Here is a 25,590-nt window from a genome sequence, read left to right on the forward strand (position 1 = left end):
CGGGCAGGCTGAACGGGCGAGCTGTACGGACGAGCCGTACGGGTGGTCAGACGAGCTTCACTCCGGGCCGGCCCGCCTCGGTCACATAGGAGACACGGGTCGATACGGGAGCGCCGGGAGTGGTCACATACGGAAGCACCCGGAAGTCGGCGCGGCAGGTCTTCGGAGTCAGTGAGCAACGGACGTATCCGCGCTGGAAGTTGGTGAACTTGATATGGGAGTTGGCCGCGAGCAGATTCGCTCCCGAGGGATCCAGGTCCATACCGTCCTTGCCGGTCGCGATCGAACTGCCGACGAATTCGACACCGACCGTCGGTGAGTCCGGATCGTCGTAGTTCCGCTTGAGATCGGCGGCGAGATGGCGGTGCATATCGCCGGTCAGCACGACGGGATTGTTCACATCGCGGTCCGTGAACTGCTGGAAGAGCCGCTGGCGCGAGGCCGCGTAACCGTCCCAGAAGTCCATGACGAACGACTGGCCGGGACCCGGATCGGTGTCCACCTGGCCGACGGGAATCTGCTGAGGGATGAGATTCCAGGTCGCGTCGGAGCGCCCGAGGCCGCGGTAGAGCCATCGCTCCTGCTCCGCGCCGAGAATGCTGCGCTCGGGCAGCAGCCGTTCGGCGCAGCCGCTCCTGGTGCCGTCGCCGCACGGCTGGTCGTCACGGAAGAGCCGGGTGTCGAGGATATGGAACGTGGCCATCCGGCCGTACCGCAGACTCCGGTACATACGGGCGTCGAAGCCTCTCGGCTTGTTCGGCAGCCGCAGTGGAAGGTGCTCGTAGTACGCCTGGAAGCCCGCCGCGGCCCGCGCGCGGAAGACCGCCGGATCCTGGTCGGGCTCGTTGTCCAGCTTGGAGATGTCGCGCGCCCAGTTGTCCTCCACCTCGTGGTCGTCCCAGACGACGGCCCACGGATGGGCCTGATGGGCGGCGATGAGATCGGGATCGAAGCGGTGCAGCGCGTGCCGGTTGCGGTACTGGGTGAGATCCATCGGCTCGGGCCGCAGCTCGGCGGCCACCGGGACTTTCCGTACTCCGCCCATCGCGTCGATCGGGTTCTCGTAGATGTAGTCCCCGAGATGGAGGACGAGGTCGACGTCCTCCTCGGCGAGATGCCGGTACGCGGTGTAGAAGCCCTCGAACCACGCCTGGCAGGAGGCGAAGGCGAAGTTCAGGACCTTGGGACGGCTGAACGGCGGAGGCGCGGTACGGGTACGGCCCACGGGGCTGACGACTCCGCCGGCCTGGAAACGGTAGTAGTACTGACGCCCTGCCAGCAGGCCCGAGACCTCGACATGGACGGAGTGGGCGAGTTCGGCCACCGCGCGGGTCCGCCCTCTGCGGACGACATGGCGGAAGCGTTCGTCGAGGGCCACCTCCCAGTGGACATCCACGGGATACGGCGCCATCCCGCCGGTGCCGTCGGGAGCGAGCGGATGCGGTGCGAGCCGGGTCCACAGCACGAAACCGTCCGGCCAGGGATCGCCGGACGCGACGCCCAGGGTGAATGGGTCCTCGCGGAACCGCTCCGCGGCCCTGGCGTCGGTGGCCGACAGTCCGCTCGCGGCGAGTGCCAGCGCGGCGGTCCCGGCGCCGAGCACCGCCCGTCTCTCCAGGCCTCTGATGCCGCCGGTTCCACTGTTCATTCTCATGAAGGCTGGTCCGTTCGTCGTGCGTGATCCCGCCCGCCCGAGGGCGGAATCGCGCGTGATTTAACGTCCGTTCATGTGGTAATCGCACGGTGACTATCACACGGGGATCGTGGGCCACAAGGGCACCCGCCGTGGGGGTGCAATGCCCGGTGCGACGCTTGTCCCGGGCGCCCTGTATGAGGAGTTCGGTCACGCTATGAGATGGGTGGTCGAGCGCGTCGGTAACACTCTTGACACCTCTCGCGGGGGGCTCATAGTCTCCACGCCACAGAATTCACGTTAGATTTCACATTCAAAGATGGTCGTCTTCACGGCAGACAGGTGACGACGAGCGGACGAACGGACGAACAGCCGACGGCGCCGCGCCGCTCCCGGCGCGCAGGAAGGACATGCTCGTGTCCCTGCGGCCCTATGCCCTGCGGTGCGACCACCGGACCACTCCGCTGGGAATTGACGAGCCCGCGCCGCTGCTCTCCTGGCGTCTGATGTCGGATCACCAGGGTGATGATCCGACCGCCTATCGGATCCGGGTCGCGGAACGGCCGGAGGATCTGGACGACGGCGGCCGGGCCCGCTGGGACTCGGGCCGAGTTGACGATCCGGACGCGATCGGCGCCCTGTACGAGGGACCCGCGCTCCGGGCCCGTACGCGCTACCACTGGCGGGTCGCCGTATGGCCGGGCGGTACGGCGGAACCGGCGGAGGCCACTTCCTGGTTCGAGACGGGAATGTCCGTCACGGCGTCAGGAGTACGATCGGCGACGCCAGTCACGTCGCCAGTCACGTCGCCGGGCGTTCCGTCGTCCGACGTGCCGTTGTCCGGCGTACCGTCAGGCATCGGTCCCTGGCGGGCCTCCTGGATCGCCCACGATCCCGATCCCATCGACGTCATGGACGCGCCCACCGAGGGCGAGCGCGCCCTGGACGACCACGGTCTCGCGCCCTGCCCGCTCTTCCGCCGTACCTTCGCCTCCGCCGCCGCCACCCACGCCCGTCTTTATGTCAGCGCACGCGGGCTCTACGAGGTCCGGCTCAACGGGACCCGCGTCGGCGACGCGGAACTCGCGCCCGGCTGGACCGACTACACCCGCCGGATCCAGTACCAGACGTACGACGTGACGGAGCTGATCCGGTCCGGCGAGAACGTCCTCGCGGCGACCGTCGCCGACGGCTGGTGGAGCGGATTCGTCGGCTTCGAACCACGTAGGGCGGGAGCCCACTACGGCTCACATCCTCAGTTTCTCGCCGAGCTGCATCTCACCGACACGGACGGCCGAACCACCACGATCGTCACCGATGACATCTGGCGCACCCACACAGGAGCGATCCGCCATGCCGATCTGCTCATGGGCGAGTGCCACGATCTGCGGTACGCGGCCGACGGCTGGGAACTGCCCGGCTTCGACGGCTCCGACTGGTCACCGGCGCTGATCGCGGACACCGACCACCGGCTGCTCGTGGCCTCCGTGGACGAACCCGTACGGGCGACGGCCGAACTGCGCCCACGCTCCATCACCCGTCTCCGCGACGGTGTCCATGTGGTCGACTTCGGTCAGAATCTGGCCGGCCGGTTACGGCTCCGCGTCGACGGACTGGCCTCCGGCGCTCGTGTGGTCGTACGCCACGCCGAGGCGCTGGACGAGACGGGCGGGCTCTATACGGCGAATCTGCGCACCGCCGCCGCCACGGACGTCCTGATCGGCGACGGCCGCACACCCGTCGACTTCGAGCCGTGCTTCACCTACCACGGCTTCCGGTACGCGGAGATCAGCGGAGTCGCCCGGCTCGGCGCCGACGATGTGGTCGCCGTCGCACTGCACTCCGACACGCCGTGGACCGGTGAGTTCGACTGCTCGGATCCCGAGATCCGGCGGCTGTACGACTGTGTGGGCTGGGGACAGCGTTCCAACTTCGTCAGTGTGCCCACCGACTGTCCGCAGCGCGACGAACGGCTCGGCTGGCTCGCCGACGCACAGGTCTTCCTTCCCACCGCCGCGCTCAACGCCGATGTCGCCGCGTTCTTCACCAAGTGGCTGCGCGATGTGGACGATGCCCGCACGCCGGACGGCGGCTTCACCAATGTCGCGCCGCGCCTCGTCGGAGTCGCCGACGAAGGCGCTCCGGGCTGGGGCGATGGCGGTGTGATCATCCCTTGGCATCTCTACCGCACGTATGACGATCCTCGTTTCCTCTCCCGCGCGCTGCCCGGTATGCGCGCCTGGGTCGATCTGATCCACCGTCACAACCCGGATCTGATCTGGCGCCGGCGTGTGGGCCCGCACTTCTCCGACTGGCTGGCGCCCGGCACTCCCACTCCGCGCGATGTCATCGCCACCGCCTACTTCGCGCACAGCGCCCGTCTCACCGCGCGGGCCGCCGACGCCCTGGGACAGCGGGACATCGCGCACCACTACCACCGGCTGGCCGCCGACATCCGCGAAGTCTTCGTCGAACGGTTCGTCACCACCGCGGACGACGGCAACACCGTACGCGTCGCGGGCGACACCCAGACCGGCTATCTCATCGCGCTCGCCTTCGGCCTGCTGCCCGAGGACGGCGTAGCCGCCGCCGCGCACCGGCTGGCCGAACTGATCGAGACCGCAGGGCCCGCACTCCAGACCGGCTTCCTCGGTGTCGCGCTCGCCGCGCCCGTGCTGGACGCATACGGACGGGACGATCTCGCCCACGCGCTGCTGCGCCGTACGGAGGTGCCCTCCTGGCTGTTTCCGCTGCGCCATGGCGCCACCACCATCTGGGAACGCTGGGACGGCTGGACGCCGGAGACCGGATTCCGTGCGCCGTCCATGAACTCGTTCAACCACTACGCGCTCGGCTCGATCGGCGAGTGGCTCTACCGCGGTGTCGCGGGCCTCGACCAGAGCGCGGACTCGACCGGATACCGGAAGCTGACCATCCGCCCTCGTCCCGGCGATCTCACGCACGCGAGCGCCCGCTACGAATCCGTACGCGGCACGGTCGCGGTGGACTGGCGGCGCGACGGCGACCGGCTCGATCTCGGTGTCCAGGTGCCGCCCGGAGCCACCGCCGAGGTACGTGTGCCCACCAGCGAGCCGGGCTCGGTTCGGGCGTCGGGCGCGGAGCCGACGGACGGCGGCGACGGCGGCGACGGCAGCGACCGAGGCCCTGGGTACGACCACATCTCGCTGGTGGCGACCGGGTCCGACCATGCCGTCTACCGCGTCGCTTCCGGCCGCTACCGCTTCACCGCCGTCCTTCCACCGGTCCAGGTTCCGGCTGCGGCTGCGGCTGCGGCTACGGCTCGGGCGAACGGGCCCTCGGTCACCGCACGCGTGCGCACCACGAGCCGACGCACACCAAGCCCGGCGGCGCCGTCGTTCGCCGGCTCCCACGAGGAGGACGCACCATGACCATGGGTTCTCATACGACCGGCGGCACGGATACAGCTACAGCTACAGCTACAGGTACGGGTACGGTCAGCCGCCGGGGCTTCCTCCGTATCGGTGGTGGCGCCGCCGCCCTCGCCGCGCTTCCTCCGGTCCTCACCGCCTGCTCCGGTTCAGGCAGCGGCGGCTCGGGACAGATCCGTATCGTCGGCGTCGCCGACCAGCAGAAGCCGATAGCCGAACTGCTCGCCGAGTACCGCAAGAGCCGTCCGGACGACCGCTTCAGCACCTCCTTCGCGCCCACCGACCAGGTGCAGACCGTTGTACGCACCCAGCTCGCCGGCGGCAACGCGCCCGATGTCCATGTGCTGTTCCCGGGCAGCGGCAGCGCGATGTCCATGGTCGAGCTGGCCAAGGCCGGGCTCCTCACCGATCTCGGCGACCAGCCGTGGACCGGGGGCATCCCCAAGAACTTCGACGCCGCCTACCGGTACGAAGGCAAGACGTATCTGTATTCGGCGGGCAGCAGTGTCATAGGAGCCATCTACAACAAGAAGGTCTTCGCGGAGGCCGGCGTACGGCCGCCCAGAACATGGGCCGGGCTGCTCGATGTCTGCGCCAGGCTCAAGGCCCGGGGTGTGGTGCCGATCGCACTCGGCACCCAGACGGCCTGGGTCACCCAGCTCATCACCTACGCGCTGGTCCCCAACGCCGTCTACGCCAAGAACGCCGGTTTCGACCGCGAGATGGCCGCCGGGCGCGCCACCTTCGCCGAATCGGGCTGGGCCGACGCGATGGGCAAGTACCAGGAGCTCCAGCGCCGGGGCTTCTTCAACGACAATCCCAACGGCACCACCTACGAGCAGCAGACCGCGCTGGTCGCGGGCGGCAAGGCGGCCATGGCCGTCCAGGTCTCGGCCGTCCTCGCCAACTTCCGTGCCGCCGCCGCGTCCCCGGACGACCTGGGCATGTTTCCCTTCCCGGGCGGCGACGATCCCGACCGGCTGTGGATCCCCGCGGGCATCGTCGTCGGTCTCGGTGTCGCCGCGCACGCCAAGAACACCGCCAGGGCCAAGGAGTTCATCGCCTTCCTCGGACAGCAGGAGAACATCGACCACTGGGCCACGGCCGTCTCGGCCATCCCGTTCAAACGCGGTCCGGCCACGAAGATCGATCCCGTACTGGACGAGTTCCTGCCCATCATCGACGCCAACCGCGCCGTGCCCTTCATGGACCAGAGCTGGCCCAACGCCGAGGTGCAGCCCGCCCACTTCGCGGCCGTACAGGACATGCTCGCGGGTAAGAAGGACGTCAAGGGCGCGCTGGGACAGATGGACAAGGCCTACGGGAAGAAGCCATGAACTCCCTTCCCGAGGGCGCCACTTCGGGCCCCGGAACCACCAGCCCGGGCGCGGGCGCGGGCGCGGGCGCGGGTGCGGGCACCAAGGCAGGGCTCCCGGGCCGGGCCCGTCCGCCGCGGCCACCGCTCCCGCGCCGGGCCCGTCGCGATCCCACCGTCCCGCCGTGGATCTTCGTCGTCCCGGCGCTCGCCGTGTACGCGGTCGTCGTGCTCTACCCGAGCCTCGCCGGTGTGCTCTACGCGTTCACCGACTGGTCGGGCGTCGGCGCCTTCTCCTTCGTCGGCCTGGACAACTTCCGTACGCTGCTGGACGACGACCGGGCCCTGGAGTCCGTCGGCAATACGCTGCTGCTGACCCTCGCCGTGGTCGTCGTCCAGAACGGCATCGGTCTGCTGCTCGCGCTCGGTGTCAACGCCGAGATCAGATCCCGGTCGCTGCTGCGCGTCATCTTCTTCGCTCCGGCCGTCGTCAGCCCGGTCATGGTCGCGTTCCTGTGGAAGTACGTCTACAACCCGGACAACGGCGCCGGTCTCAATGCCATCCTCGGCGCCGTCGGCCTCGACGCTCTGCGCCAGGACTGGCTGGGCGATCCCTCGCTCGCCCTCTGGTCCGTGGCCGCGATGGTCGTATGGCAGTACGCGGGCTACTCGATGGTGGTCTTCCTCGCCGGGCTCCAGGGCGTGCCCGCCGAACTCCACGAGGCCGCCAGAATCGACGGCGCGGGCACCTGGCAGCGCTTCCGCTATGTCACCTGGCCGCTGCTGGCCCCGGCGCTGACCATCAATCTCATGCTCTCCACCATCGGCGGCCTCAAGCTCTTCGACCAGGTCTACGCCGCCACCAACGGCGGTCCCGGCACAGCGAGCGAGACGCTGTCGACCGTGCTGTACAAAGAGGCCTTCGTCTTCGGCAAGTTCGGCTACAGCACCGCCGTCGCCCTTGTCCTCGCGCTCTTCGTCGCTGCCGTCTCCCTGGTCCAGCTCCGCTATCTGCGCGCCCGGGAGGTCACCGCGTGAGCACCACCGCGTCCGTGAGCACCACCGCGTCCCGGCGCCGGGGCTATGGGCGCTACGGCCTCGAACTGGTCATGGCCGCCGCCGCCGTTGTCTTCCTCTTCCCTGTGTACGCCCTGATCAGCCTGGCGATGAAGGACCCGCGCCAGATCGCCGAGTCGCCGCTCTCGCCGCCGCTTCCGCCGACCTTCGCCAACTTCGGCAACGCCTGGTCCTCCGCGTCCCTGGGGCCGGCCCTGGTCAGCAGCACGGTCATCACTGTCGCCGGCCTGCTGCTGCTCATCGCCCTCGGCTCCACGGGCGCGTACTATCTCGCGCGCCGCGCCCGAGGACTCGACTATGGGCTCTACATCCTCTTCCTGCTGGGCATCGTGCTGCCCTTCCAGCTCGGGATGATTCCGCTGTACAAGCTGGTCGACAGCCTCGGCTGGCTCGGCACATACCAGGGCATGGTGCTCTTCTACACAGGCATCCAGCTGCCGTTCACCGTCTTCCTCTACACCGGCTTCATCCGCGCGCTGCCGCCGGATTACGCACAGGCCGCGCTCATCGACGGCTGCGACCACCGCCAGGCGTTCACCAGGATCGTCTTCCCGCTGCTGCGGCCGATCACCGGCACCGTGATCATCCTGAACGCCGTCTTCATCTGGAACGACTTCTTCACTCCGCTGCTCTACCTGGGCGGTTCGGGCAAGGAGACCGTCCCTGTGGGCGTGTTCTCGTTCGTCGGCCAGTACGTCTCGGACTACGGTCTCGTCTTCGCCGGTCTGGTCCTGGCGGCGCTGCCCATTCTGGTGGTCTTCCTGCTGCTCCAGCGTTATGTGATCAAGGGTTTCGCGGGCGGACTCAAGGGCTGAGCGCGCACGGGGGTCGAGTGCCCGGAGTTCCAGGGGACGGGGGGCTTTCAAGGGATCGAGATCGAGGACAGGTTCATGATGTACGGAAAGCTTCCCGCGGACATCGAGGCGGTTCTGGCCGGCCCGCCGCGCGCCTTCTCGCCCACCGCCATCTGGTGGTGGAGCGGCGAACGGCTCGACCGGGCGCGGCTCCGCGCCCAGCTCGAACGCTTCGCGGAGGGCGGTGTGTTCAACCTCGTGCTCCTCAATCTCGCGCCGTCCGGGCCGCTGTTCGGCTCCGACGCCGACGATCCGCCGTTCATGTCCGAGGAGTGGTGGAGCCTGCTCGAAGGCGTCTGCGACGACGCGCACGCGCTCGGTGTGCGCCTCTGGTTCTACGACCAACTCGGCTTCTCCGGCGCCGATCTCCAGGCGCGGCTCGTAGACGAGGAACCGGCCTACGCGGGCCGCCGGCTCGAACGCGTCCGTACGGTGGCCGATGGAGAAGTTGAGCTGCGCTGCCCTCCGCACGGACAGCTTCTCGCGGCCGGCGCCGTACGGCTCGACGGTGACGGCCGGTGCACAGGACCCACCATCCCGCTCGCCGTGGACGGCCGGGCCGTACGCGCACCGGGCCCGGGACGCTGGCGTCTGACGCTCCATCACCATGTCCCTCTCGGCTTCGACTACCTCGGTAAGGAGGCCTGCGCGGCGCTGCTCGACCGGGTGCACGGCGCGTTCGAACGACGGCTCGGCGACCGGCTCGGGACGGTGATCGCCGGCTCGTTCCAGGACGAACTGCCGACGCTGCCGACCTGGTCGACCGGGTTCGCCGAGGCCTTTCTGCGGCTGCGGGGCTATGACCTCACCGAGTGTCTGGACGCGCTGTACGAGGACGTACGCCATGGCAGTGATCTGGATCCGCACCGGATCCGGTACGACTACCAGCGGACCCGCGCCGAACTGGCCGAGGACGCCTTCTTCCGGCCACTCGCCGCCTGGCACGAGCGCCACGGCCTGCTGGTCGGCTGCGACCAGCAGGATCCCGCCCGCGCCGGACATCCCGTCGGCGGTGTCGAGCTGTACGCGGACTACGCCCGTACCCACCGCTGGTTCTCCGCGCCCGGCTCCGACCATCACGGCGACGCCCGTATCCACTCCTCGCTCGCGCATCTCTACGGCAGGCCCAGGACCTGGATCGAGGCGTTCCACTCCACCGGCTGGGGTGGCACATTGGAGGAGACGTTCGACTGGCTGCTGCCCTGGCTCCGGGCCGGCGCGACGCTCTACAACCCGCACGCCGTCTACTACACGACCAAGGGCGGCTGGTGGGAGTGGGCGCCGCCGGGAACCGACTGGCGTCAGCCGTACTGGCGTCACCACCGCGTCTTCGCCGACGCCGTGACGCGGCTGTGCGCGATCCTGAGCCTCGGCCGCCATCTCTGCGACACCGCGATTCTGCTGCCCACCACCACGGCGCAGTCGGGTACGGCGTTCGACGGTGTGTCCGAGGCGGCGGCCCGAGCACAGGCTGCCTATCTCGAACTCGTCGGCGACATGACCTGGTTCCGCACCAGGCCCGGCGTGTTCGACCGGCTCGGGCTGGATGTCGATGTGATCGACGACGATTCGCTCGCGCGCGCCCGCGTACGGGAGGACCACGGCGACGGCGACCGCGCGGGCCAGGGCGACGGTGTCGTACGGCTGTGTGTCGCGGACGAGAGCTACGCGACGATCGTGCTGCCCGCGTGCACGGTGCTCGAACAGGACACCGCGCGCCGGCTGGTCGAGTTCGTGTCGGCCGGCGGCAATCTGATCGCGCTCGGCGCCCTTCCCGAACAGGTCGTCGGCCTGGACGACACGGCGACTCTGGACAAGGTGCGTGACGAACTGCGGGCGTGCTTCGCCGAGGGCCGGGCCGTCCTCGTACCGTCGGCGGCGGAGCTGGGCGCGGCGCTCACCGAGCCGCATCCGTCGCTCACCGTGCCTCGCCCGGCCGTCCGGGCGTCTGTGCCCGCGCTTGCGCGCCAAGTGGACAACGCCACCGTTGTGTTCCTGACCGCTGCTTCACCTCGCGCGACTCGCGCGGCCGTGGCCGCTCCCGACGAGCGCGGCGCCGCGCTCGGCTGGCTCGACGCGCGCTACGACTTCGATCCCGACCGGTACGCGCGCTCCGCGCGAGTCCGCGTCCGCGCTGCCGGAGGCCCAGCCGTACTGCTCGATCCGTTCGGCGGTCCGCCGCGTACGCTGCCGGTCCGGCCGGCCGAGGACGATCCGGGAGCCGTGGACATCGAAGTGCCTTTCGACACCGGGCCTGCGGCGCTGCTGGTCCTTCCCGCGCCCGGCTCCCGGCCTCTCGCGGCCGAGCCGCCGATGACCGGGCCCGGGCCCTCCCGTACGGCGGTCGAGATCCCGGTGGACACGGAGTGGGAGATGACGCTCGTACCGACGCTCGACAACACCTGGGGCGACTTCACACGGCCCGTGACCGGCCCGCCCGCCGATTCCTTGGCTTCCCCGACGATCACCGAGTGCCGTACGTTCCGCCTGGACAGCGCCGATGGTCCGGACGGGCCGGCGGTCCACGCGACGTTCGGGCCGCGCGCGGTCGTCCTGGGCGTCGACGGTGATATCCGGTCGACCTTGGCATGGTCCGACAGCCGAGGCATCCACAAGGATCCGATCCATCGCGAGGTCCTCGGCCCCAAGGGACATGTACCGGAGGAGTTCGTCCACGTCGGTCCGACGGCCGCCGGGACGGTGGCGCGCGTACGGTCCGAACTGTTGCTGGACGAGGACTTCGACGGATATCTCGCGATCGGCGCAGCGGCGGCGAAGGCGGTCAGGCTCGGCGGTGCGCGGGTGGAACTGGACGACAGAGGCCATCTCGCCATGGGACCGGTCCGGCTGACCGAGGGCCGCCATCTCCTCGAACTGGATCTGACACCCAATCAGGACATCGATCTGCGCGCGCACATGGCGCTCGTCCGCGATCCGGAACGCTATTGGCGGCCCGAGTGGATTCTCGCGGACGGTTCCCGCGCGGACACCGACGGTGGCCGGGCCACCGTGGGTACGACTCTGACCTTGGCGGCGGTGCCGAGTCGGGCGGTCGTCCAGGTCGCGGCACGCGGACGGTGTGTTCTACGTGTCAACGGTCATGTCATGGGCAGACAGGGCGGATTCGATCCGTACGCCGAACACGCCGTCCCGCGCGTACGACGGCACGAGGTGGCGGCGGCCCTGCGCGCCGGGGACAACGAGATCACGGTGGAGACCGCCGACGGCGACGATCCGGCCGTCCTGGTGGACGCGGTGCTGTACGAGGACGGCGACCGCGTGATCGCGGCCACGCACAGCGACGCCACCTGGTGGGCCGAGCGCGGCGACGGGCCCGGGAGCGAGCGCGGTGGCGGGCGGGCGCCGGTCGCGGTGCGCCGTCGGCAGATCGGGGATCCGGCCGCGCTGTATCTGCGCCGCAGGCCGCATCCGCTGCCCGGCGCCGCCTGGCTGGATCCGGACGCCGACGACGGCACAGTGGTGCCGGTCGGCTTCGCGGTCCCGGGAGCCGCTGCCGGAACGGAGTGGCTGTGGTGCGAACTGCCGCCTGGTACGGCCCGGTTGACGGTGAGCGCGTACGGCGCGACACGCGTGTACGTCGACGGCCGCGAGCGTCCCGTGACCAGCCGTACCGGCGCCGACGGCGTACACACGGTGACCGTCGAACTGCCGGCCGACGGCCCTTCCGGACCACGCACCGCCGCCCTGCGCGTGCGGACTGCTCCCGGCCGCCAGGGCGGCGCCGCCCTGGCCGGTCCCGTACGCTGCGAGGTCGGCCCAGGACTGATCCGGACGGGCGACTGGGAGGCGCAGGGCCTCGCCGAGTACAGCGGTGGAGTGCGCTACACGCGCCGGATGACGGTGCCCGCCGAGGCCCTGGAAGCCCAAAGGGCGTCCGGCGGGCGGCTGTTGCTCGACCTCGGGCGGGTGCGCGGCACGGCGGAGGTACGGATCGGCGGCGTCGCGGCCGGAGTCCGTGTGTGCTCTCCGTATGTCTTCGAGGTGACGGGACTGGTCGCGGCCGGCGAGAACACGGTCGAGATCACAGTCTTCGGCACACTCGCACCGCACTTGGACGCGACGAGCCCGACTCATTTCGTCTTTCCGGGACAGCGCGTCACGGGCCTGATGGGTCCCGTACGACTGCTTGTCGAGTGATCCGGCCGACCTGGCCGGGGCGCTCTGCTCAGCGCGCTCCGGCCGGTCCCTGCCAGCGCGCCCGCGCGCTGTCCACCCTGAACAGATAGTCCGCGTAGGCCTGTTCGTAGAACTCCACACCCGCGGGATCCGGATCCACCACCGCGTCCGGCGCGGTCCAGACGCCGGTGTCCAGAGCCGGGCCGAACTCCGCGTCCCGGGCCGCGACCGCCGCCAGCACCGCTCCGCGCGCGCCCGGTTCCGGTCCGCGGGCGACACGCAGCGGGCGGCCGAGCACATCGGCGAAGATCCGCAGCCACGCCAGACTGCGCGCGCCGCCACCGCAGACGGCGAGTTCACCGGTGAGGCCCGCGGCCTCCAGACAGTGCCGGGCCGCGAAGGCGATCGCCTCGCACATACCGCGTACCAGATCGGCGCGCGACGCCCGCAGATCGAGACCGGTGAACTCCGCCCGCGCGGTGTGGTCCACGAAGGGCGCGCGCTCGCCGGAGGGCGACAGATAGGGCAGCGCGGCAACACCGTGGGCGCCGCGCGGAGTTGTGTCCAGCAGACCGGAGACCTGCTCGTGGGAGGTGCCGGTGAGACCGAGCACCCAGTCCAGCGCGACCGTCCCGGTCATCGCGGGCAGCGCCCGCATATGGCGGTCGGGACGGGCGGTGGCGAGATGGAATCCGACCGGATCCTCGTCCAGCGCGACGCGTTCGACCACGACCTGGCACGCCAGAGTCGTACCGACGATGAGCAGTCCGTCGCCCGGCTCGGTCACGCCCGCGCCGAGCGCGGACGCGGGCAGATCGTACGGACCGGAGCTGACCGGTGTGCCCTCGGCCAGGCCGGGCGTACGGCCGGTGGCCTCTCCGTACGGCAGATTCGCCGCGATCGGAGGCAGCAGACCGGCGCGGTGTCCGACTCCGAGGGCTGTCAGCACCTCGGGGGAGTAGGTACGGGTGCGGGGATCGAGGAAGGGCACCGACGCGTCGGAGAGATCGGTGCCGCGCTCGCCGGTGAGCCGCAGATGGAGGATGTCCTTGCAGCAGGCGGCGGTGGTGGCCGCGTCCAGTGACCTCGGTTCGTTGCGGTCGAGCCAGGCCATCAGCGGGCCGGGAGAGCCCGGGAAGAGAACATTGCCGGTGTGCCGGTACAGCCGCTCCGCCGTACCGTCGGCCATCCAGCCCGCGACGAGATCACCGGCCCGGCCGTCCATCCACGACAGCGCGGGCCGTACGGGCCGTCCCTCGGCGTCGACCAGCCACAGCCCGTCGCCCTGGCCGGTGAGGGCGACCAGCGCGGGCGCCCGGCCCTCGGTCACCGCTCCCAGGACACGGGAGGCGGCCCGTACCACCTCTTCGACGTCCTGCTCCACCCGGTCACCGCGCCCGCCGAGCGCGATCGGTGTCGACTCCACGCGCAGTGCGGTGCCGTCCTCGTCGAAGGCCACCGCCTTCGCGACCGAGGTTCCCATGTCCAGGCCGACGAACACTGTGCAGCCCCTTCCTTCCTCGGCTCGGCTGACGCTCCCTCAACTACTGCAATTACCACTCCGTTTAACGACGTGCTTCTCAGACGACACGGTGCGCGAGCGGTTCGCCACGCAGGAACCGGCCGACCTCGGCGGCGGCGACGCGTGCCGCGTTGTGCGCCACCGACTTGTTCGCGCCCGCGAGATGAGGCGTCATGACCAGCCGAGGAGCCGAGCGCAGCCGGGAGCCGGGCGGCGGAGGCTCCACGGCGAACACATCGAGTCCGGCCGCGGCGAGACGGCCCGACTCCAGGGCGTCGCACAGGGCGTCCTCGTCCAGAAGCGCGCCGCGCGCGCAGTTGACCAGGACCGCGCCGTCGGGGAGCAGGGCCAGTTCACGGGCGCCGAGCAGACCGCGCGTCTCGGGTGTCAGCCGCGCGTGCAGTGATACGACGGCGGAGCGGCGCAGCAGCTCGTCCAGAGCGGCGACGGGCGTGCCCGCCTCGCGCAGGACGTTCTGGTCGGCGTACGGGTCGTACACCAGGACGTCCGAGCCGAGGGCGGTCAGGGCCCGCGCCACGCGGCTGCCGACCGCGCCGCAGCCGATCAGTCCGACGGTCGCACCGGCGAGACCGGGCCCACAGTTGTCGTACGTATAGAACTCGCCCGCCCAGCGGCCCGCGGCGAGCGCCGCCGAGGTCTCCGGGATACGGCGCATCGTGGCGAGCAGCAGTCCGACGGTGTACTCGGCGGTGGCGGCGGCATTGCGTCCCGGAGTGTTGCAGACCTGGACGCCATGCTCCTTCGCCGCGTCCAGATTGACATTGACGGGCCCGCCGCGGCCGACGACCACCAGCCGCAGTTCCGGTGCTCCGGCGAGGACCTTCCTGGTCACCGGAGCCATCTGGGTCACACAGACCTGCGCTCCGTCGAGCGCGGCGAGAAGTGTCTCCTCGTCGCCCGACGCCTCGTCCACCTCGGAGACCGGCCCGAAGGGAGTCAGCGGCCAGGGCAGACACACTTCGTCAATCGTGTGAGCGGTGCCGATCTCGGCCGTCAGCTCCCGGGCGAGCAGTTCGGGAGCGACGAAGTGGTCGCCCGCGGCGAGGATTCTCATCGGCCAGGTCTCCTTGAGGGCTTGGCGGCTTGGCAGCTCGGCGGCCTGACGGTTCAGGTGGCGGCGAGTTCGTATGGGACACCGCTCTCGTCCAGGGCCCGCAGGGCCTCCGGCGGTGTGCGGTCGTCGATCAGCACCAGATCGAAGGCGGACAGCGGCGCCAGCCGGTGCAGCGCGGTGCGGGCGAGCTTGGAGTGGTCGATCATCAGCACATTGCGCCCGGCGGACTTGAGCATCGCGCGTTTGACCGCGACTATGCGCTGTTCCTGGTGGAAGGCGTAGTCGCCGTACACCGACGAGGTGGACACGAAGCAGAGATCGACGCGCAGCGCCTCGACGGCCTCCACGCACGGCACTCCGAGGAAGGAGTCGTGCAGCGGATCGTAGTCACCGCCCAGGGCCATGAGATGGAGACCGCGCTCGTCGGCCAGCAGATTCAGCGCTTCGAGGAAGTTGGTGACGACGGTCAGCGGCTCGATACGAGGGAGGAGCCTGGCCAGTTCCAGCGCGGTGGTCGAGTCGTCGATCATCACGGACATCCCGGGCTCGATGAGTGTGACGGCCTTCGCGGCGAGAGCCTCCTTCTCCGCCCGCATCGAATTCTTGCGGTAGGCCACATTGCTCTCGAAGACTCCGGAGGGCTGCGCCGTGACACCGCCACGGAACTTGCGCAGTACGCCTTCCCGTTCGAGCTCATCGATGTCCCGGTAGATCGTCATCGGACTCACACCGAACCGCTCCGCCAGGTCCGCCGCCGATGCCGACCCTTCGGTCAGCACATGGTCGGAGATCTCCCGGCGCCGCTGTATGGGACCTTGCTGGCTCTTGTCCTGTGACATTTCCCGGTCCTGTTCCGATCCGTCGTGCACGGGACAGGTGAGGACGTGTGCGCTCCTCCGCCCGAGACAGCTCATCAATAACATGAAGCTCTGAGGATATAACATAGATTGCTGATGTACCGTTCGGCAGTGTTCACCAAGGGCGGCGATCGGGTCAACCCGTCAACCGATGCCGTCCCACCGTCCTCACCAGGTGAGACAAGGGAATCCCGGTCCTGTGGACCCCGGTGCGCGCCCCCTGGTGCACCATCGTGGTCACCATGTGAAAAGCATCGTGAGATCACCAGCGGGCGACGAGAAGACGACCGGCAGGCGACGGGTCGTGGAAGGCGGGAATCTGTGACGGACACACGCCACAAGGACGTGTGGATGGGGATCGACCTGGGGACGCAGAGCGTGCGTGCCCTGGCCGTCACCGACGACGGACACGTACTGGGCCGCGGCTCGGCGCCGCTCACCGGCCGGCGCGAGGGCAACCGCCATGAACAGCTCCCGGCCGACTGGTGGGAGAGCACCCGCGCCGCCGTCCGCCGGACGCTGCGTACGCTCTCCGCCGCGCGCGTACGGGGAGTTGCCGTGTGCGCCACCTCGGGCACCGTCCTGCTGACCGATCCTCGTGGGAATCCGCTGACGCCCGCGCTGATGTACGACGACGGCAGGGCCGCGGGCGAGGCGCGGGACGCGCAGGAGGCCGGCGCGGAGGTGTGGCATACGCTCGGCCACCGTATCCAGCCGACCTGGGCCCTCGCCAAACTCCTCTGGCTGACCCGCACCGAGCGCGAGGACCGGCGCGACGGCGCCGCCTCCGGGCTCAAGGGCGCCTCCCGGCTCAAGGGCGCGCGCGTCTGCCACCAGTCCGACTTCATCACCACCCGGCTGGTCGGGCGTCCCGTGCCGACCGACTCCAGCCATGCCCTCAAGACCGGCTACGACCTGCACACCCGTACCTGGCCCACCGCCGTCCACGACCGGCTCGGCCTGTCCCGTCTCGACTTTCCCGAGGTGGTGGCGCCGGGCACCGGGCTCGGTACGGTGTGCGAGGAGGCGGCGGCCGGTACGGGACTGGCCGAGGGCACTCCGGTCGTCGCGGGAATGACCGACGGCTGCGCGGCCCAACTCGGCTCCGGGGCCTGGGGCGTTGGACAGTGGAACACCGTCCTCGGCACCACTCTCGTACTCAAGGGCGTCACCGCGGCTCCGCTGCACGATCCCGCCGGTGTGCTCTACAACCACCTTTCGCCGGACGGACATTGGCTGCCCGGTGGCGCCTCCAGTGTCGGAGCGGGCGCCCTGTCGCGGGCGTTCCCGGGCGCGGATCTGGCTCAACTCGACCGGCTCGCCGCCGAGCACGAGCCGGCGAGCGTCGTCGCGTATCCACTAGTCTCGCGCGGCGAGCGCTTCCCGTTCCTGGCGGCGGACGCCGAACCGTTCGTGCTCGGCCGGCCCGTCGACGACGGCGATCGCTATGCCGCGCTGCTCCAGGGCGTGGCACTCGTGGAACGGCTCTGTCTCGCCTATATCCGCTTTCTGGGCGCGCCGGCCCAGTCGCCGATCGCGTTCACCGGCGGTGCCACGAGCAGCCCGTACTGGAACCAGCTCCGCGCGGATGTCCTCGGACTGACCGCCACGGTGCCCGAACACACGGACTCGGCGCTCGGGATGGCGGTGCTCGCGGCGCACGGTGTACGGGCGGGCGGCGAGGCGTCGTTGCTGTCGACCGTACGGGGCATGGTCCGGGTACGGACGATCCTCGATCCGCGCCCACGGATCAGCGCGCGCTTCGCCGGGCCCTTCGTCACGCTGGTGGACGCGCTCGAACGGCGCGGCTGGCTGCCCTCGGAGACGGCGGCCTATGCGAGGGAGCACGGATGACAGCCTCGCCACTGCGGATACCGGCCGCCACCACTTCGGCTCCCGCGACGCTCTTTCTGGCCCGGCACGGCGAGACCGTCTGGCACGAGGAGAACCGCTACACCGGCATCAGCGACATCGATCTGACGCCGCGCGGAGTCGAGCAGGCCGACGGGCTCGGTGTCTGGGCGGCGGGCGCCGGACTCGACGCGATCGTGACCTCACCGCTCGCGCGCGCCCGCCGTACCGCCGAGCCCGCCGTCCGCTCCACCGGTCTGGCCGCCGTCGTGGAACCGGACCTGAGGGAGCTGGACTTCGGCGTCGCCGAGGGCCGGACCATCGCCGAACTCGAAGCGTCGTACCCACAGGAGGTCGCCGACTTCCGCCGCGATCCGGCCGCCCATCCACTCCCGGGCGGCGAGAACCCGAAGACCGCCGCCACCCGCGGCGCCACCGCACTGCTGCGCCTGGCCGAGACCTACCAGGGCCGCCGCGTCCTGACCGTCGCCCACAACACCCTGCTCCGGCTGGTGCTGTGCCGACTGCTCGGAATCCCCGAGAGCGAATACCGCCGCGTGCTCCCGGGCCTGCGCAACTGCGCGATCACCGAACTGCGGGTGATATCGGGAGAGGTGGCCCTGATGTCGTACAACGTGCCGACGCCGTAGGGCGTACGGGCATCGTGGCTGTCACGCGGTCGATGCCGACGCAATCAGCGCGAGAGCCGGAGGAAGAGCAGTGAGGTGTCCAGCGCGGCTTCCAGATGTGCGCTGCTGCCGGTGGACATCAGGATCGTGACACCGCCCTGGATGGCCGCGACCATCGCGGCGGCGGTGCGTCCGGCGTCGAGGCCGCCCGCGATATGGCCGTTCTGCTGCATCCCGGTGATGCCGACGTGCAGTTCGTACTGCCACCGCTCGACGAGCCGTCCGGTCACCGCCTGTGCGGCGGGCGTGCTACGGCCCAGTTCGGTGATCAGCACGCCCAGCGGGCAGTTCATCCCTTGCAGCTGATAGCGGAGTACGACCGCGTCCCGCCAGGCCTGCCACGCGTCCCAGGTGGTCAGCTGGCCGAGGTGCGGCTGCTGGTCCTCCAGTACGCGTTCGGCCTCCCGTTCGGCGACGGCGAGCAGAAGCTGCTCCCTGCCGTCCGGGAAGTAGTGGAAGAGCTGGCCCTTGCTGGTGGCGGTCCTGCGGCAGACGTCGTCAAGTGTGGTGGTCAGGACTCCGCGCTCACGGATCTCGGCCGCGGCGCCGTCGATGATCCGCTGCCGTGTCGCGGCTCCCTTGGCGGTCAGCGCCCTCGCCATGTCGGCCGTCCTTCCGGCTTCCGGAACCCAGGATTCTGGACCTACGGGTCTATTTTAAGCGCGCCATGGTGGGACTGTCGACCGAAGAGAGTTGACCACTGTCCTGGCCTCAGGTGTGGTCGACCGTCAGCGGGCCGAAGGCGATACGTGTGGTCGAGCCGTCGTCCGCCCAGGTCACCTCGATCGCGCTCCCGTCGACGCCCGCTGTACGGACCTTGCTCACCGCCTCGGACAGCGGGGCGGCGTCGGGCTCCGCGGTGAGGGTGGCGAGGGCGGCGAAGAGGGCCGTGCCCTCGGCCTCCGCCGTCAGCCGCGGCACGCATGCCCAGCGCGTGAACGCCGTGCCCTGCGGTGCCCGTGGTTCGTCCGCCGACTCCCAGCCGTACAGCCCGAGCAGAGCGGACCGTACGCCGTCGGTGCCACCCGGGCCGTCGTCGGTGCCGGTGCCTGGGCTGTCGCCGGTGCCGGTGCCGGTGCCGGTGCCGGTCGCCCAGCCCGTCTGCCGTACGCGCGCTCCGGGCGGAGCGCCCAACACGCGGTGCACGCGCAGTTCGTACCGGCCTCTGACCACGGTGACGCTCTCGATCCGCAGTCCGGGCACCATGGGCGGGCCCGACACGAAGACCGGCAGATGCCAGGAGGCGGCCCAGCCCCAGCCGTCGCCGTGTCCGGCACCCAGAGGGCGGATACGGCGGCGGACGCTGCGGACTCCCGCGATCTCCACGGCGAAATGGTTGTCCGCGATGTTCTCCGGCGAGGTGGGTCCCGTCCTGGTGGAGTAGGCCTGTCGCCCGTAGTGCGGATCGTCCTGGTCCGCCGACTCGCCTTCATGGGGCCGGACGTTGTCGCTGCCGTGGTTGTGCAGCCGTACGATCCCGTCCGCCGCCGTGGAGTGCACCAGCAGCCCTGGCGCGGGCAGGGCGAGTACTTGGTCGGCGCCTTCGCCGGGTGTCGGTTCCTCGGTGGCCGTCCACAGCGGATCGTCCTGGGACGCGAGCAGCGCGACAAAGGCCTTGGACGCCCAGTACGGCGAGGCGGGACCCGAGTAGCGCTGGAGCGTGGCGACATGAGGCCCTTGCCAGCCCAGGCTGAGCAGACCGTCCGCGCCGGTGGCGCCGCGGTCGAGGAAGTAACGGAGCGATCCGTTCAGCAGCCGGCGCGAGACACCGGGCGCGAGCGGAGTGTGGCCGGTGACGGCGCCCAGGGCGACCGCCGTGCCGGCCGCGAAGCGGTAGGTGAGCGAGCGGCCGAAGTGGATTGGCGCGCCGTCGGCTCCGAACAGCAGCGAGAAGCTCTCCAGATGCTCGCGCAGGCGTGCGCCGAGGCGTGCGTCCGCCGATTCCGCAGGCTCGGCTGATTCCGCCGATTCCGTACCGGCGAGATGGGCGTCCAGCACCGGATAGAAGTGCAGCGCCCAGCCGTTGTAGTGGTCGAAGGCCCGGCCGTCGCCGTCGGCGTACCAGCCCTGTCCTCGGTACCAGCCCTCCAGCAGACCGAGCGCCCGCTCCCGCGCGCGTGCCGTCTCCGCGTCGCCGCGGCCCACCGACTCCAGGAATCCGGCGACGGTGTACGGGAAGAGATACCAGTTGTTGGGCGCCGGGGTGTGTCGCAGCGCGCCGCGCAGCCACTCCTCGGCGCGGTCCCGCACCTCCGGATCCAGCCGGTCCCAGAGCCAGGTCCTCGTCAGCCGCAGTCCGACGGCGACGGACGCGGACTCGACCATCGGCTGTCCGTGCACATCGTGGCCGAGGACCAGCGGCCAGGACTCGGCGTCGTCCCGGCCGGGCGTACGGGTCCCGGCCGCGAGCCCGTCCGCGTACCGGTCGAGCCAGCCGTGCGGATCGTCGCCGCCCGCGCCCGCGACCCGGAAGGCGGCGGCGAGGAACGTACGGGCGTAGCCCTCCAGACCGTCCGACCGCACACCGGAGGCGGAGGGCCGGCCGGGCAGGTCGAGCAGGGCGCGGCCCGGAGTGGCCCACTGCCAGGCGGCGTGCAGCAGACCGTCGGCGGTGGCTTCCCAGTGCGCCCGGGTGTAGCCGGTGTACGGACTCGACACGCGGTCCTCGTCGGGCAGTTGGAATCCGGGACTCTCGCGCAACGGGCGGCTCTCGCGTACCGGGCTCCCGTGCCGAGGCACTTCCGGCCCTGGGACCTCGGCTTCCGGCTCCGGGACTTCGCGAGGTGAGGTCATGCGAGGAAGGCCAGCCTTTCGCGTCGTACGGGATGGGCGAAGCCGTCGCCCGTGGCCCAGCGGGCGGCCTCGCCGACGGCGAGATCGGCCAGCCGCCGCAGCTCATTGCCCTCCGAGCCCGCGAGATGCGGGGTGATGATCGCGTTCTCGCACTCCCACAGCGGATGGTCCGGCGGCAGCTCGTCGGGATCCGTGACATCGAGGACGGCCCGGATCCGGTCCGCCCGGAGCACTTCGATGAGCGCCTCCTGATCGATGACGGCGCCGCGTGCGGTATTGATGAGGACACCGTCGCGCCGCATCGACAGAAGGAGTTCACGGTTGACGAGACCACGGGTGGCGGGCAGCAGCGGTGTGTGCACACTCACCGTGTCGCTCAGCGCGAACAGTTCGCCCAGCTCCACCCGCCGGACGCCGAGCGCCGCGGCGTCCTTGTCATCGACGTACGGATCGTGCAGCAGCACCCGCAGATCGTAGGGCCGCAGCAGTTCGATGACGCGGCGGCCGATCAGCGAGGCGGACAGAATGCCTACGGTACGGCCGTAGTTGCCCACCTCGGCGGCGGTACGCGGCCCGTCCTCGCGACGGCGCGCGGCCCGGTAGTCGCGGGCGCGTTCCAGGGCGCGTTTACCGGACAGCAGGATCATCGCGACGGTGTACTCCGCCACCGGAAGGGCGTTGGCCGCGGCGGCCGAGGACACCTCGATTCCGCGTTCCCAGCAGGCCTCGGTGATATGGCCGCGTACCGAACCAGCGGTGTGGACGACGGCGCGCAGCCGCGGTGCCGCCGCCAGGACGGCGGTGTCCAGAGGCGGGCAGCCCCAGCCGGTGACGAGGAGTTCGACCTCCGCGAGCGTGGCGCGGGCCCGGTCGGTGGTGAAGTCGTCGAGGACGGGCGGCGGCGCCAGCTCGCACACGGCGCGCAGGGCGGCCAGGGAGTCGGGGCCGAGGACGGCCTCCGCGACGTCCGATGCCATGGCGAGCGCGGCGCGCGGCCGTTGCTGTGGCTGTGAGGTCAACGATCTCGGTCTCCTGATACGGGAGCGCTGGGCTCTGGCGTGCTCCCGTGGCTCCGGTCCGTCCGGGACCAAGTATGTCGGCCCGCCGACCAGGACCGGGTGCCGGGCGACCAGGTGCCGGGCAGCGTCCCGTACGGATACGAATGCCGCTCCGGCACCACCAGGACGTATCACTCGCAGGACGTATCACTCACCGGTGCCGGCGCTGGCGCCGGTCGGTTCGAAGGGCACGGTGAGACAGGCGAGCCGCGCTCCCGCCGTTCCCGCCTCGCCGGAGGCCGTCGACGTGTGGTGCTCATGGATGACCACGGAACGCGCGCCGCCCGGCCGGAAGCGCCAGTCGTGCCGGGACTCGGCGGCGCCATGGCCTCCGGCGTCGGTGGTGAAGTCCAGCCAGACCTCGTTCTCGGTGTTCGCGTAGGCGGGATCGATGGACGGCTGGTTCGGGTCCTCGACGTTCTGGTAGTGCGGGCCCGAGGCGTCCGGCGTCCGGCCGCAGGGCTTGGTGTGTACATGCGCGCCGTACATACGGTCAGGGAGCAGACCGCTCAACCTGAGCCGGACCGTGATGCCCGTCCCACCGGCCCGCTCGCCGGTGTGCTCTCCCGTGTGCTCGCGGACCTGCTGGACGACGGAGATGCGAGAGCCCACCGGCACCTTTTTCACGTCATATGTCAGCGCGTTCGAAAGCTGGAAGGGAGAGGGCGGCGCGAACCACCCTTCCGCCTTCACCGAGTCGGAGCCGTCCCGCGCGAATGCCGTGGTGGTCGGCATCACAAGCACGGCTGTGACGGCGAGGGCTGCGGACGCCTTGCGATGAGTCCTCACGAGCGGTCTCCTTCGACGGTGATGTTGAGGAGTCCAGGGTGGTGGACGGCGGCGGTCCCGCCGTGTCGCATGGCGAGTCCGCGCCACGCGTTTAAGGCGTTCGGTGCAGTGGAGCGTCCGGTGCGCTGAGGCGTTCGGCGTCGGCGCCTCGGTCAGGGCCAGATTAACTCCGGGGCACATCGCCGGCATTCAGAGAGCGCCGACGCCGTCTCCCGGGATCGGACGCGAGGGCCTGCCCGAGAAGCTTGAGCAGGCCCTCGCGTCCGCCGAAGCGCCGGCCGACCGGATCCTCCGTGTGGGTGATACCGCCGCGACCGACACCCATCGACCGGGATCGCCATGGGCCGACCCGGTCGGCGAGATCGCCCAGGACCGGCCGCACTTGCTCTGCGTCCTCATGCTCTGCGTCCTCACGCCGTCGGGGCCGGTGGAGCGCCCGGACCTGCGGCCAGTCCGGATGTCTGCTCGGCAGCGGCCAGTTGGGCCCGGAAGAAGTCGGTCAGCTTCTCGGCCGCAGGCCCGACGTAAGGCTCCTTGTCGTAGAGGTCGACGTGGCTGGCGCCGTCGATCCAGTGCAGTTCCTTCGGGGCGCGCGCCTTCTGGTACGCCTCCACGCTCATCCAGGAGGTCACCGCCTCGCGCCCGACGATCATGAGGAGCGGGCGCGGTGCGATCAGGTGGACGAAGCGGAATCCGTCGAAGAAGGCCATACGGTCGACGCTCGACCAAGTGAAGGACTTCGCCGAGCGTGGGTGCTGGGCGCGGTCGGAGCAGTAGTACTCGCGGCCCTCAGCCGCGTGCCGACCTCCCAGCGCGTGGGCCTGCTCGGTCGTGTCGGGGAAGATCGGAAAGGTCTGGACTCCCGCACCGCGCGCCTCGGCGGTGCGTGCCGCCGCAGCCGCGTCGAGCATGCCCTGGAAGACGGCCGGGTCCTGGCCGCCGTCGGCGCCGTCGCGGAACTGACGGGCGATGTCCACGGCGGAGACGGTGCCGACGGCCCTGATCCGGTGGTCGGACGCCGTCGCGGCGAGGACGTAGCCGCCGGAGGCGCAGATGCCCAGCGCCCCGATCCGTTCGGTGTCGATATCGTCGCGGGTGGTGAGGAACGAGACCGCCGCCTTGATGTCCTCGACCCGGTGGGCCGGGTCCTCCAGACCGCGCGGCTCGCCCTCGCTCTCGCCCTGGTGCGCGGCGTCGAAGGCGAGGGCGGCAAAGCCCTTCTCGGCCAGACGCCGCGCGTACAGGCCGGCGGTCTGCTCCTTCACGCCGCTGCCGGGATGGCCGACGACGATCGCCGGGTACGGGCCGACGGCCCCGTCGTCCGGGGCGTACAGGTGGCCGGCGAGCTTCAGGCCGGCACTGGGAAAGGTGACGTCGGTCCTCACGGTGGTGCTCCAGTCACAGAGGGACGGGACGGGCTCGCGGTGGGGCGGGCTCCGGTGGCCTCCTGTCGGCGGCCACATATCCACGGTGGCGTCGGTGCGGCCGGGGTACCAGGGAGGGCGCTGCCTATCTACGTCAGTACCAGGCGCGCGGCTGCTCGCCTGCGGACACTGGAGTCATGGAACTCCAGGACAACGCTTCCGGCGGCAACGAACTGGGCGACTTCCTGCGTGCCCGCCGCGCCGCCCTCGACCCGCACCGGGCAGGCGTGCCCGATGACGGCCGTCCGCGCCGGGTGCCGGGCCTGCGCCGTGAGGAGCTGGCCCAGCTCGCGCATGTGAGCATCGACTACATCGTCCGCCTGGAGCAGGGACGTGCCCGCCGGGTCTCCCGCCCGGTCCTCGACGCGCTCGCCGACGCGCTTCAGCTCGCCCCGGACGAGCGTGCCTACCTCTTCGCCGTCGCTGACGCCACGCCCGCGCCGAGACCGGGCAGGCAGCAGGTGGACGGGCAACTCCAGCAGCTGCTCTCGACCATGCACGACATTCCCGCCATGGTTCTCAACCGGCGTATGGACGTCCTGGCCTGGAACCGGGGCGCGGTCGCCCTGCTCACCGACTTCGGCGCGCTCGCCCCGGCCGAACGCAACCTGATCCGGCTGACCTTCCTCGACGACGCCTACCGCGCGCTGTACGCGGACTGGCCGACGGCCGCGCGCGAGTGCGTGGCGGTTCTGCGCATGGAAGCCGGTCTCTATCCCAAGGACCAGGCCCTTGCCGCGCTGATCGGCGAGTTGAGCATGCGCGATCCGGACTTCCGCACCTGGTGGGCCGGCCACCGGGTCCGCGGGCCGCGCCGGCTCACCAAGACGTATCTCCACCCTGTCGCGGGCAGCATCACCCTGGACGTCCAGCAGTTCTCCGTCGAGACACAGCCCGACCAGCAACTGGTCGCATACACCGCTCCACCCGACTCTCCCTCCCAGCAGGCACTGCGCTTCCTCCTCCAGTGGGCGGCCCATCCCGACCACACGAACGACAAGCGAGCCGCGGAAGACAGCCATCGCAGGAAGTGACCAGGCGGCCCACCGCTGGACTGTCCGTTTCCTCACTCCGAACACCTCGTTGGGCTGGTAGGTGGCTTTTCT

At 70.4% G+C, this 25,590-nt stretch carries 17 protein-coding genes; 8 read left to right on the forward strand and 9 right to left on the reverse strand.

The window, feature by feature from the left end:
* Positions 1 to 46 precede the first annotated feature (46 nt).
* The gene (locus ACFV6H_RS15545) at positions 47 to 1,648 is read right to left on the reverse strand and encodes an alkaline phosphatase D family protein (protein WP_385541875.1); all 1,602 of its coding nucleotides are present in this window, start codon (positions 1,646 to 1,648) and stop codon (positions 47 to 49) included.
* A 395-nt stretch (positions 1,649 to 2,043) separates the two neighbouring features.
* On the opposite strand from ACFV6H_RS15545, the gene ACFV6H_RS15550 reads away from it, so the two are divergent.
* The 5 genes from ACFV6H_RS15550 to ACFV6H_RS15570 all read left to right on the forward strand — a co-directional run bounded on the left by ACFV6H_RS15550 (position 2,044) and on the right by ACFV6H_RS15570 (position 12,447).
* Positions 2,044 to 5,043: a family 78 glycoside hydrolase catalytic domain gene (locus ACFV6H_RS15550; protein WP_385541877.1), complete on the forward strand. Its 3,000-nt coding sequence runs from the start codon at positions 2,044 to 2,046 to the stop codon at positions 5,041 to 5,043.
* Positions 5,040 to 6,380: an extracellular solute-binding protein gene (locus ACFV6H_RS15555; protein WP_385541879.1), complete on the forward strand. Its 1,341-nt coding sequence runs from the start codon at positions 5,040 to 5,042 to the stop codon at positions 6,378 to 6,380. Before ACFV6H_RS15550 ends, ACFV6H_RS15555 begins: the two co-directional genes overlap by 4 nt.
* The gene (locus tag ACFV6H_RS15560) at positions 6,377 to 7,396 is read left to right on the forward strand and encodes a carbohydrate ABC transporter permease (RefSeq protein ID WP_385541881.1); all 1,020 of its coding nucleotides are present in this window, start codon (positions 6,377 to 6,379) and stop codon (positions 7,394 to 7,396) included. The genes ACFV6H_RS15555 and ACFV6H_RS15560 overlap by 4 nt, the downstream gene beginning before the upstream one ends.
* Complete coding sequence (locus ACFV6H_RS15565; protein ID WP_385541883.1) at positions 7,393 to 8,250, forward strand: carbohydrate ABC transporter permease; 858 nt, start codon at positions 7,393 to 7,395, stop codon at positions 8,248 to 8,250. The genes ACFV6H_RS15560 and ACFV6H_RS15565 overlap by 4 nt, the downstream gene beginning before the upstream one ends.
* Before the next feature lie 75 nt (positions 8,251 to 8,325).
* Entirely contained in the window at positions 8,326 to 12,447 is a 4,122-nt protein-coding gene (locus ACFV6H_RS15570; protein WP_385541885.1) for a glycosyl hydrolase, read from the forward strand.
* A 28-nt stretch (positions 12,448 to 12,475) separates the two neighbouring features.
* Here ACFV6H_RS15570 and ACFV6H_RS15575 read toward each other — a convergent pair whose 3' ends face one another.
* The 3 genes from ACFV6H_RS15575 to ACFV6H_RS15585 all read right to left on the reverse strand — a co-directional run bounded on the left by ACFV6H_RS15575 (position 12,476) and on the right by ACFV6H_RS15585 (position 15,862).
* The gene (locus ACFV6H_RS15575; RefSeq protein WP_385541887.1) at positions 12,476 to 13,927 is read right to left on the reverse strand and encodes an FGGY family carbohydrate kinase; all 1,452 of its coding nucleotides are present in this window, start codon (positions 13,925 to 13,927) and stop codon (positions 12,476 to 12,478) included.
* A 79-nt stretch (positions 13,928 to 14,006) separates the two neighbouring features.
* Positions 14,007 to 15,023, reverse strand: coding sequence for a 2-hydroxyacid dehydrogenase (locus tag ACFV6H_RS15580; protein WP_385541889.1), 1,017 nt, complete (start codon positions 15,021 to 15,023; stop codon positions 14,007 to 14,009).
* A gap of 53 nt (positions 15,024 to 15,076) precedes the next feature.
* Positions 15,077 to 15,862, reverse strand: coding sequence for a DeoR/GlpR family DNA-binding transcription regulator (locus ACFV6H_RS15585; protein ID WP_385541891.1), 786 nt, complete (start codon positions 15,860 to 15,862; stop codon positions 15,077 to 15,079).
* A 369-nt stretch (positions 15,863 to 16,231) separates the two neighbouring features.
* Between ACFV6H_RS15585 and ACFV6H_RS15590 the strand changes: the two genes are divergently transcribed.
* Together ACFV6H_RS15590 and ACFV6H_RS15595 are read left to right on the forward strand one after the other, a co-directional pair.
* Entirely contained in the window at positions 16,232 to 17,734 is a 1,503-nt protein-coding gene (locus tag ACFV6H_RS15590; protein WP_385541893.1) for an FGGY-family carbohydrate kinase, read from the forward strand.
* A complete protein-coding gene (locus ACFV6H_RS15595) occupies positions 17,731 to 18,381 on the forward strand; it encodes a histidine phosphatase family protein (RefSeq protein WP_385541895.1) in 651 nt (216 codons plus the stop codon). Before ACFV6H_RS15590 ends, ACFV6H_RS15595 begins: the two co-directional genes overlap by 4 nt.
* 44 nt (positions 18,382 to 18,425) lie before the next feature.
* Here the strand turns inward: ACFV6H_RS15595 and ACFV6H_RS15600 are convergent, their stop codons facing one another.
* The 5 genes from ACFV6H_RS15600 to ACFV6H_RS15620 form a co-directional block, all read right to left on the reverse strand.
* Positions 18,426 to 19,022, reverse strand: a complete 597-nt coding sequence (locus ACFV6H_RS15600; protein ID WP_385541896.1) for a TetR/AcrR family transcriptional regulator — start codon at positions 19,020 to 19,022, stop codon at positions 18,426 to 18,428.
* Between the two features lie 109 nt (positions 19,023 to 19,131).
* Complete coding sequence (locus ACFV6H_RS15605) at positions 19,132 to 21,213, reverse strand: DUF2264 domain-containing protein (protein ID WP_385541898.1); 2,082 nt, start codon at positions 21,211 to 21,213, stop codon at positions 19,132 to 19,134.
* The gene (locus ACFV6H_RS15610) at positions 21,210 to 22,190 is read right to left on the reverse strand and encodes a hydroxyacid dehydrogenase (RefSeq protein ID WP_385542121.1); all 981 of its coding nucleotides are present in this window, start codon (positions 22,188 to 22,190) and stop codon (positions 21,210 to 21,212) included. The genes ACFV6H_RS15605 and ACFV6H_RS15610 overlap by 4 nt, the downstream gene beginning before the upstream one ends.
* Before the next feature lie 228 nt (positions 22,191 to 22,418).
* The gene (locus ACFV6H_RS15615; protein ID WP_385541900.1) at positions 22,419 to 23,060 is read right to left on the reverse strand and encodes a superoxide dismutase family protein; all 642 of its coding nucleotides are present in this window, start codon (positions 23,058 to 23,060) and stop codon (positions 22,419 to 22,421) included.
* Positions 23,061 to 23,470: 410 nt separating this feature from the next.
* Complete coding sequence (locus ACFV6H_RS15620; protein ID WP_385541902.1) at positions 23,471 to 24,445, reverse strand: alpha/beta hydrolase; 975 nt, start codon at positions 24,443 to 24,445, stop codon at positions 23,471 to 23,473.
* Positions 24,446 to 24,621: 176 nt separating this feature from the next.
* Here ACFV6H_RS15620 and ACFV6H_RS15625 point away from each other — a divergent pair, with 176 nt between their 5' ends.
* Positions 24,622 to 25,518, forward strand: coding sequence for a helix-turn-helix transcriptional regulator (locus tag ACFV6H_RS15625; protein ID WP_385541904.1), 897 nt, complete (start codon positions 24,622 to 24,624; stop codon positions 25,516 to 25,518).
* Positions 25,519 to 25,590 lie beyond the last annotated feature (72 nt).

It is taken from the genome of Streptomyces sp. NPDC059743 (assembly GCF_042732975.1).
Lineage (GTDB): Bacteria > Actinomycetota > Actinomycetes > Streptomycetales > Streptomycetaceae > Streptomyces.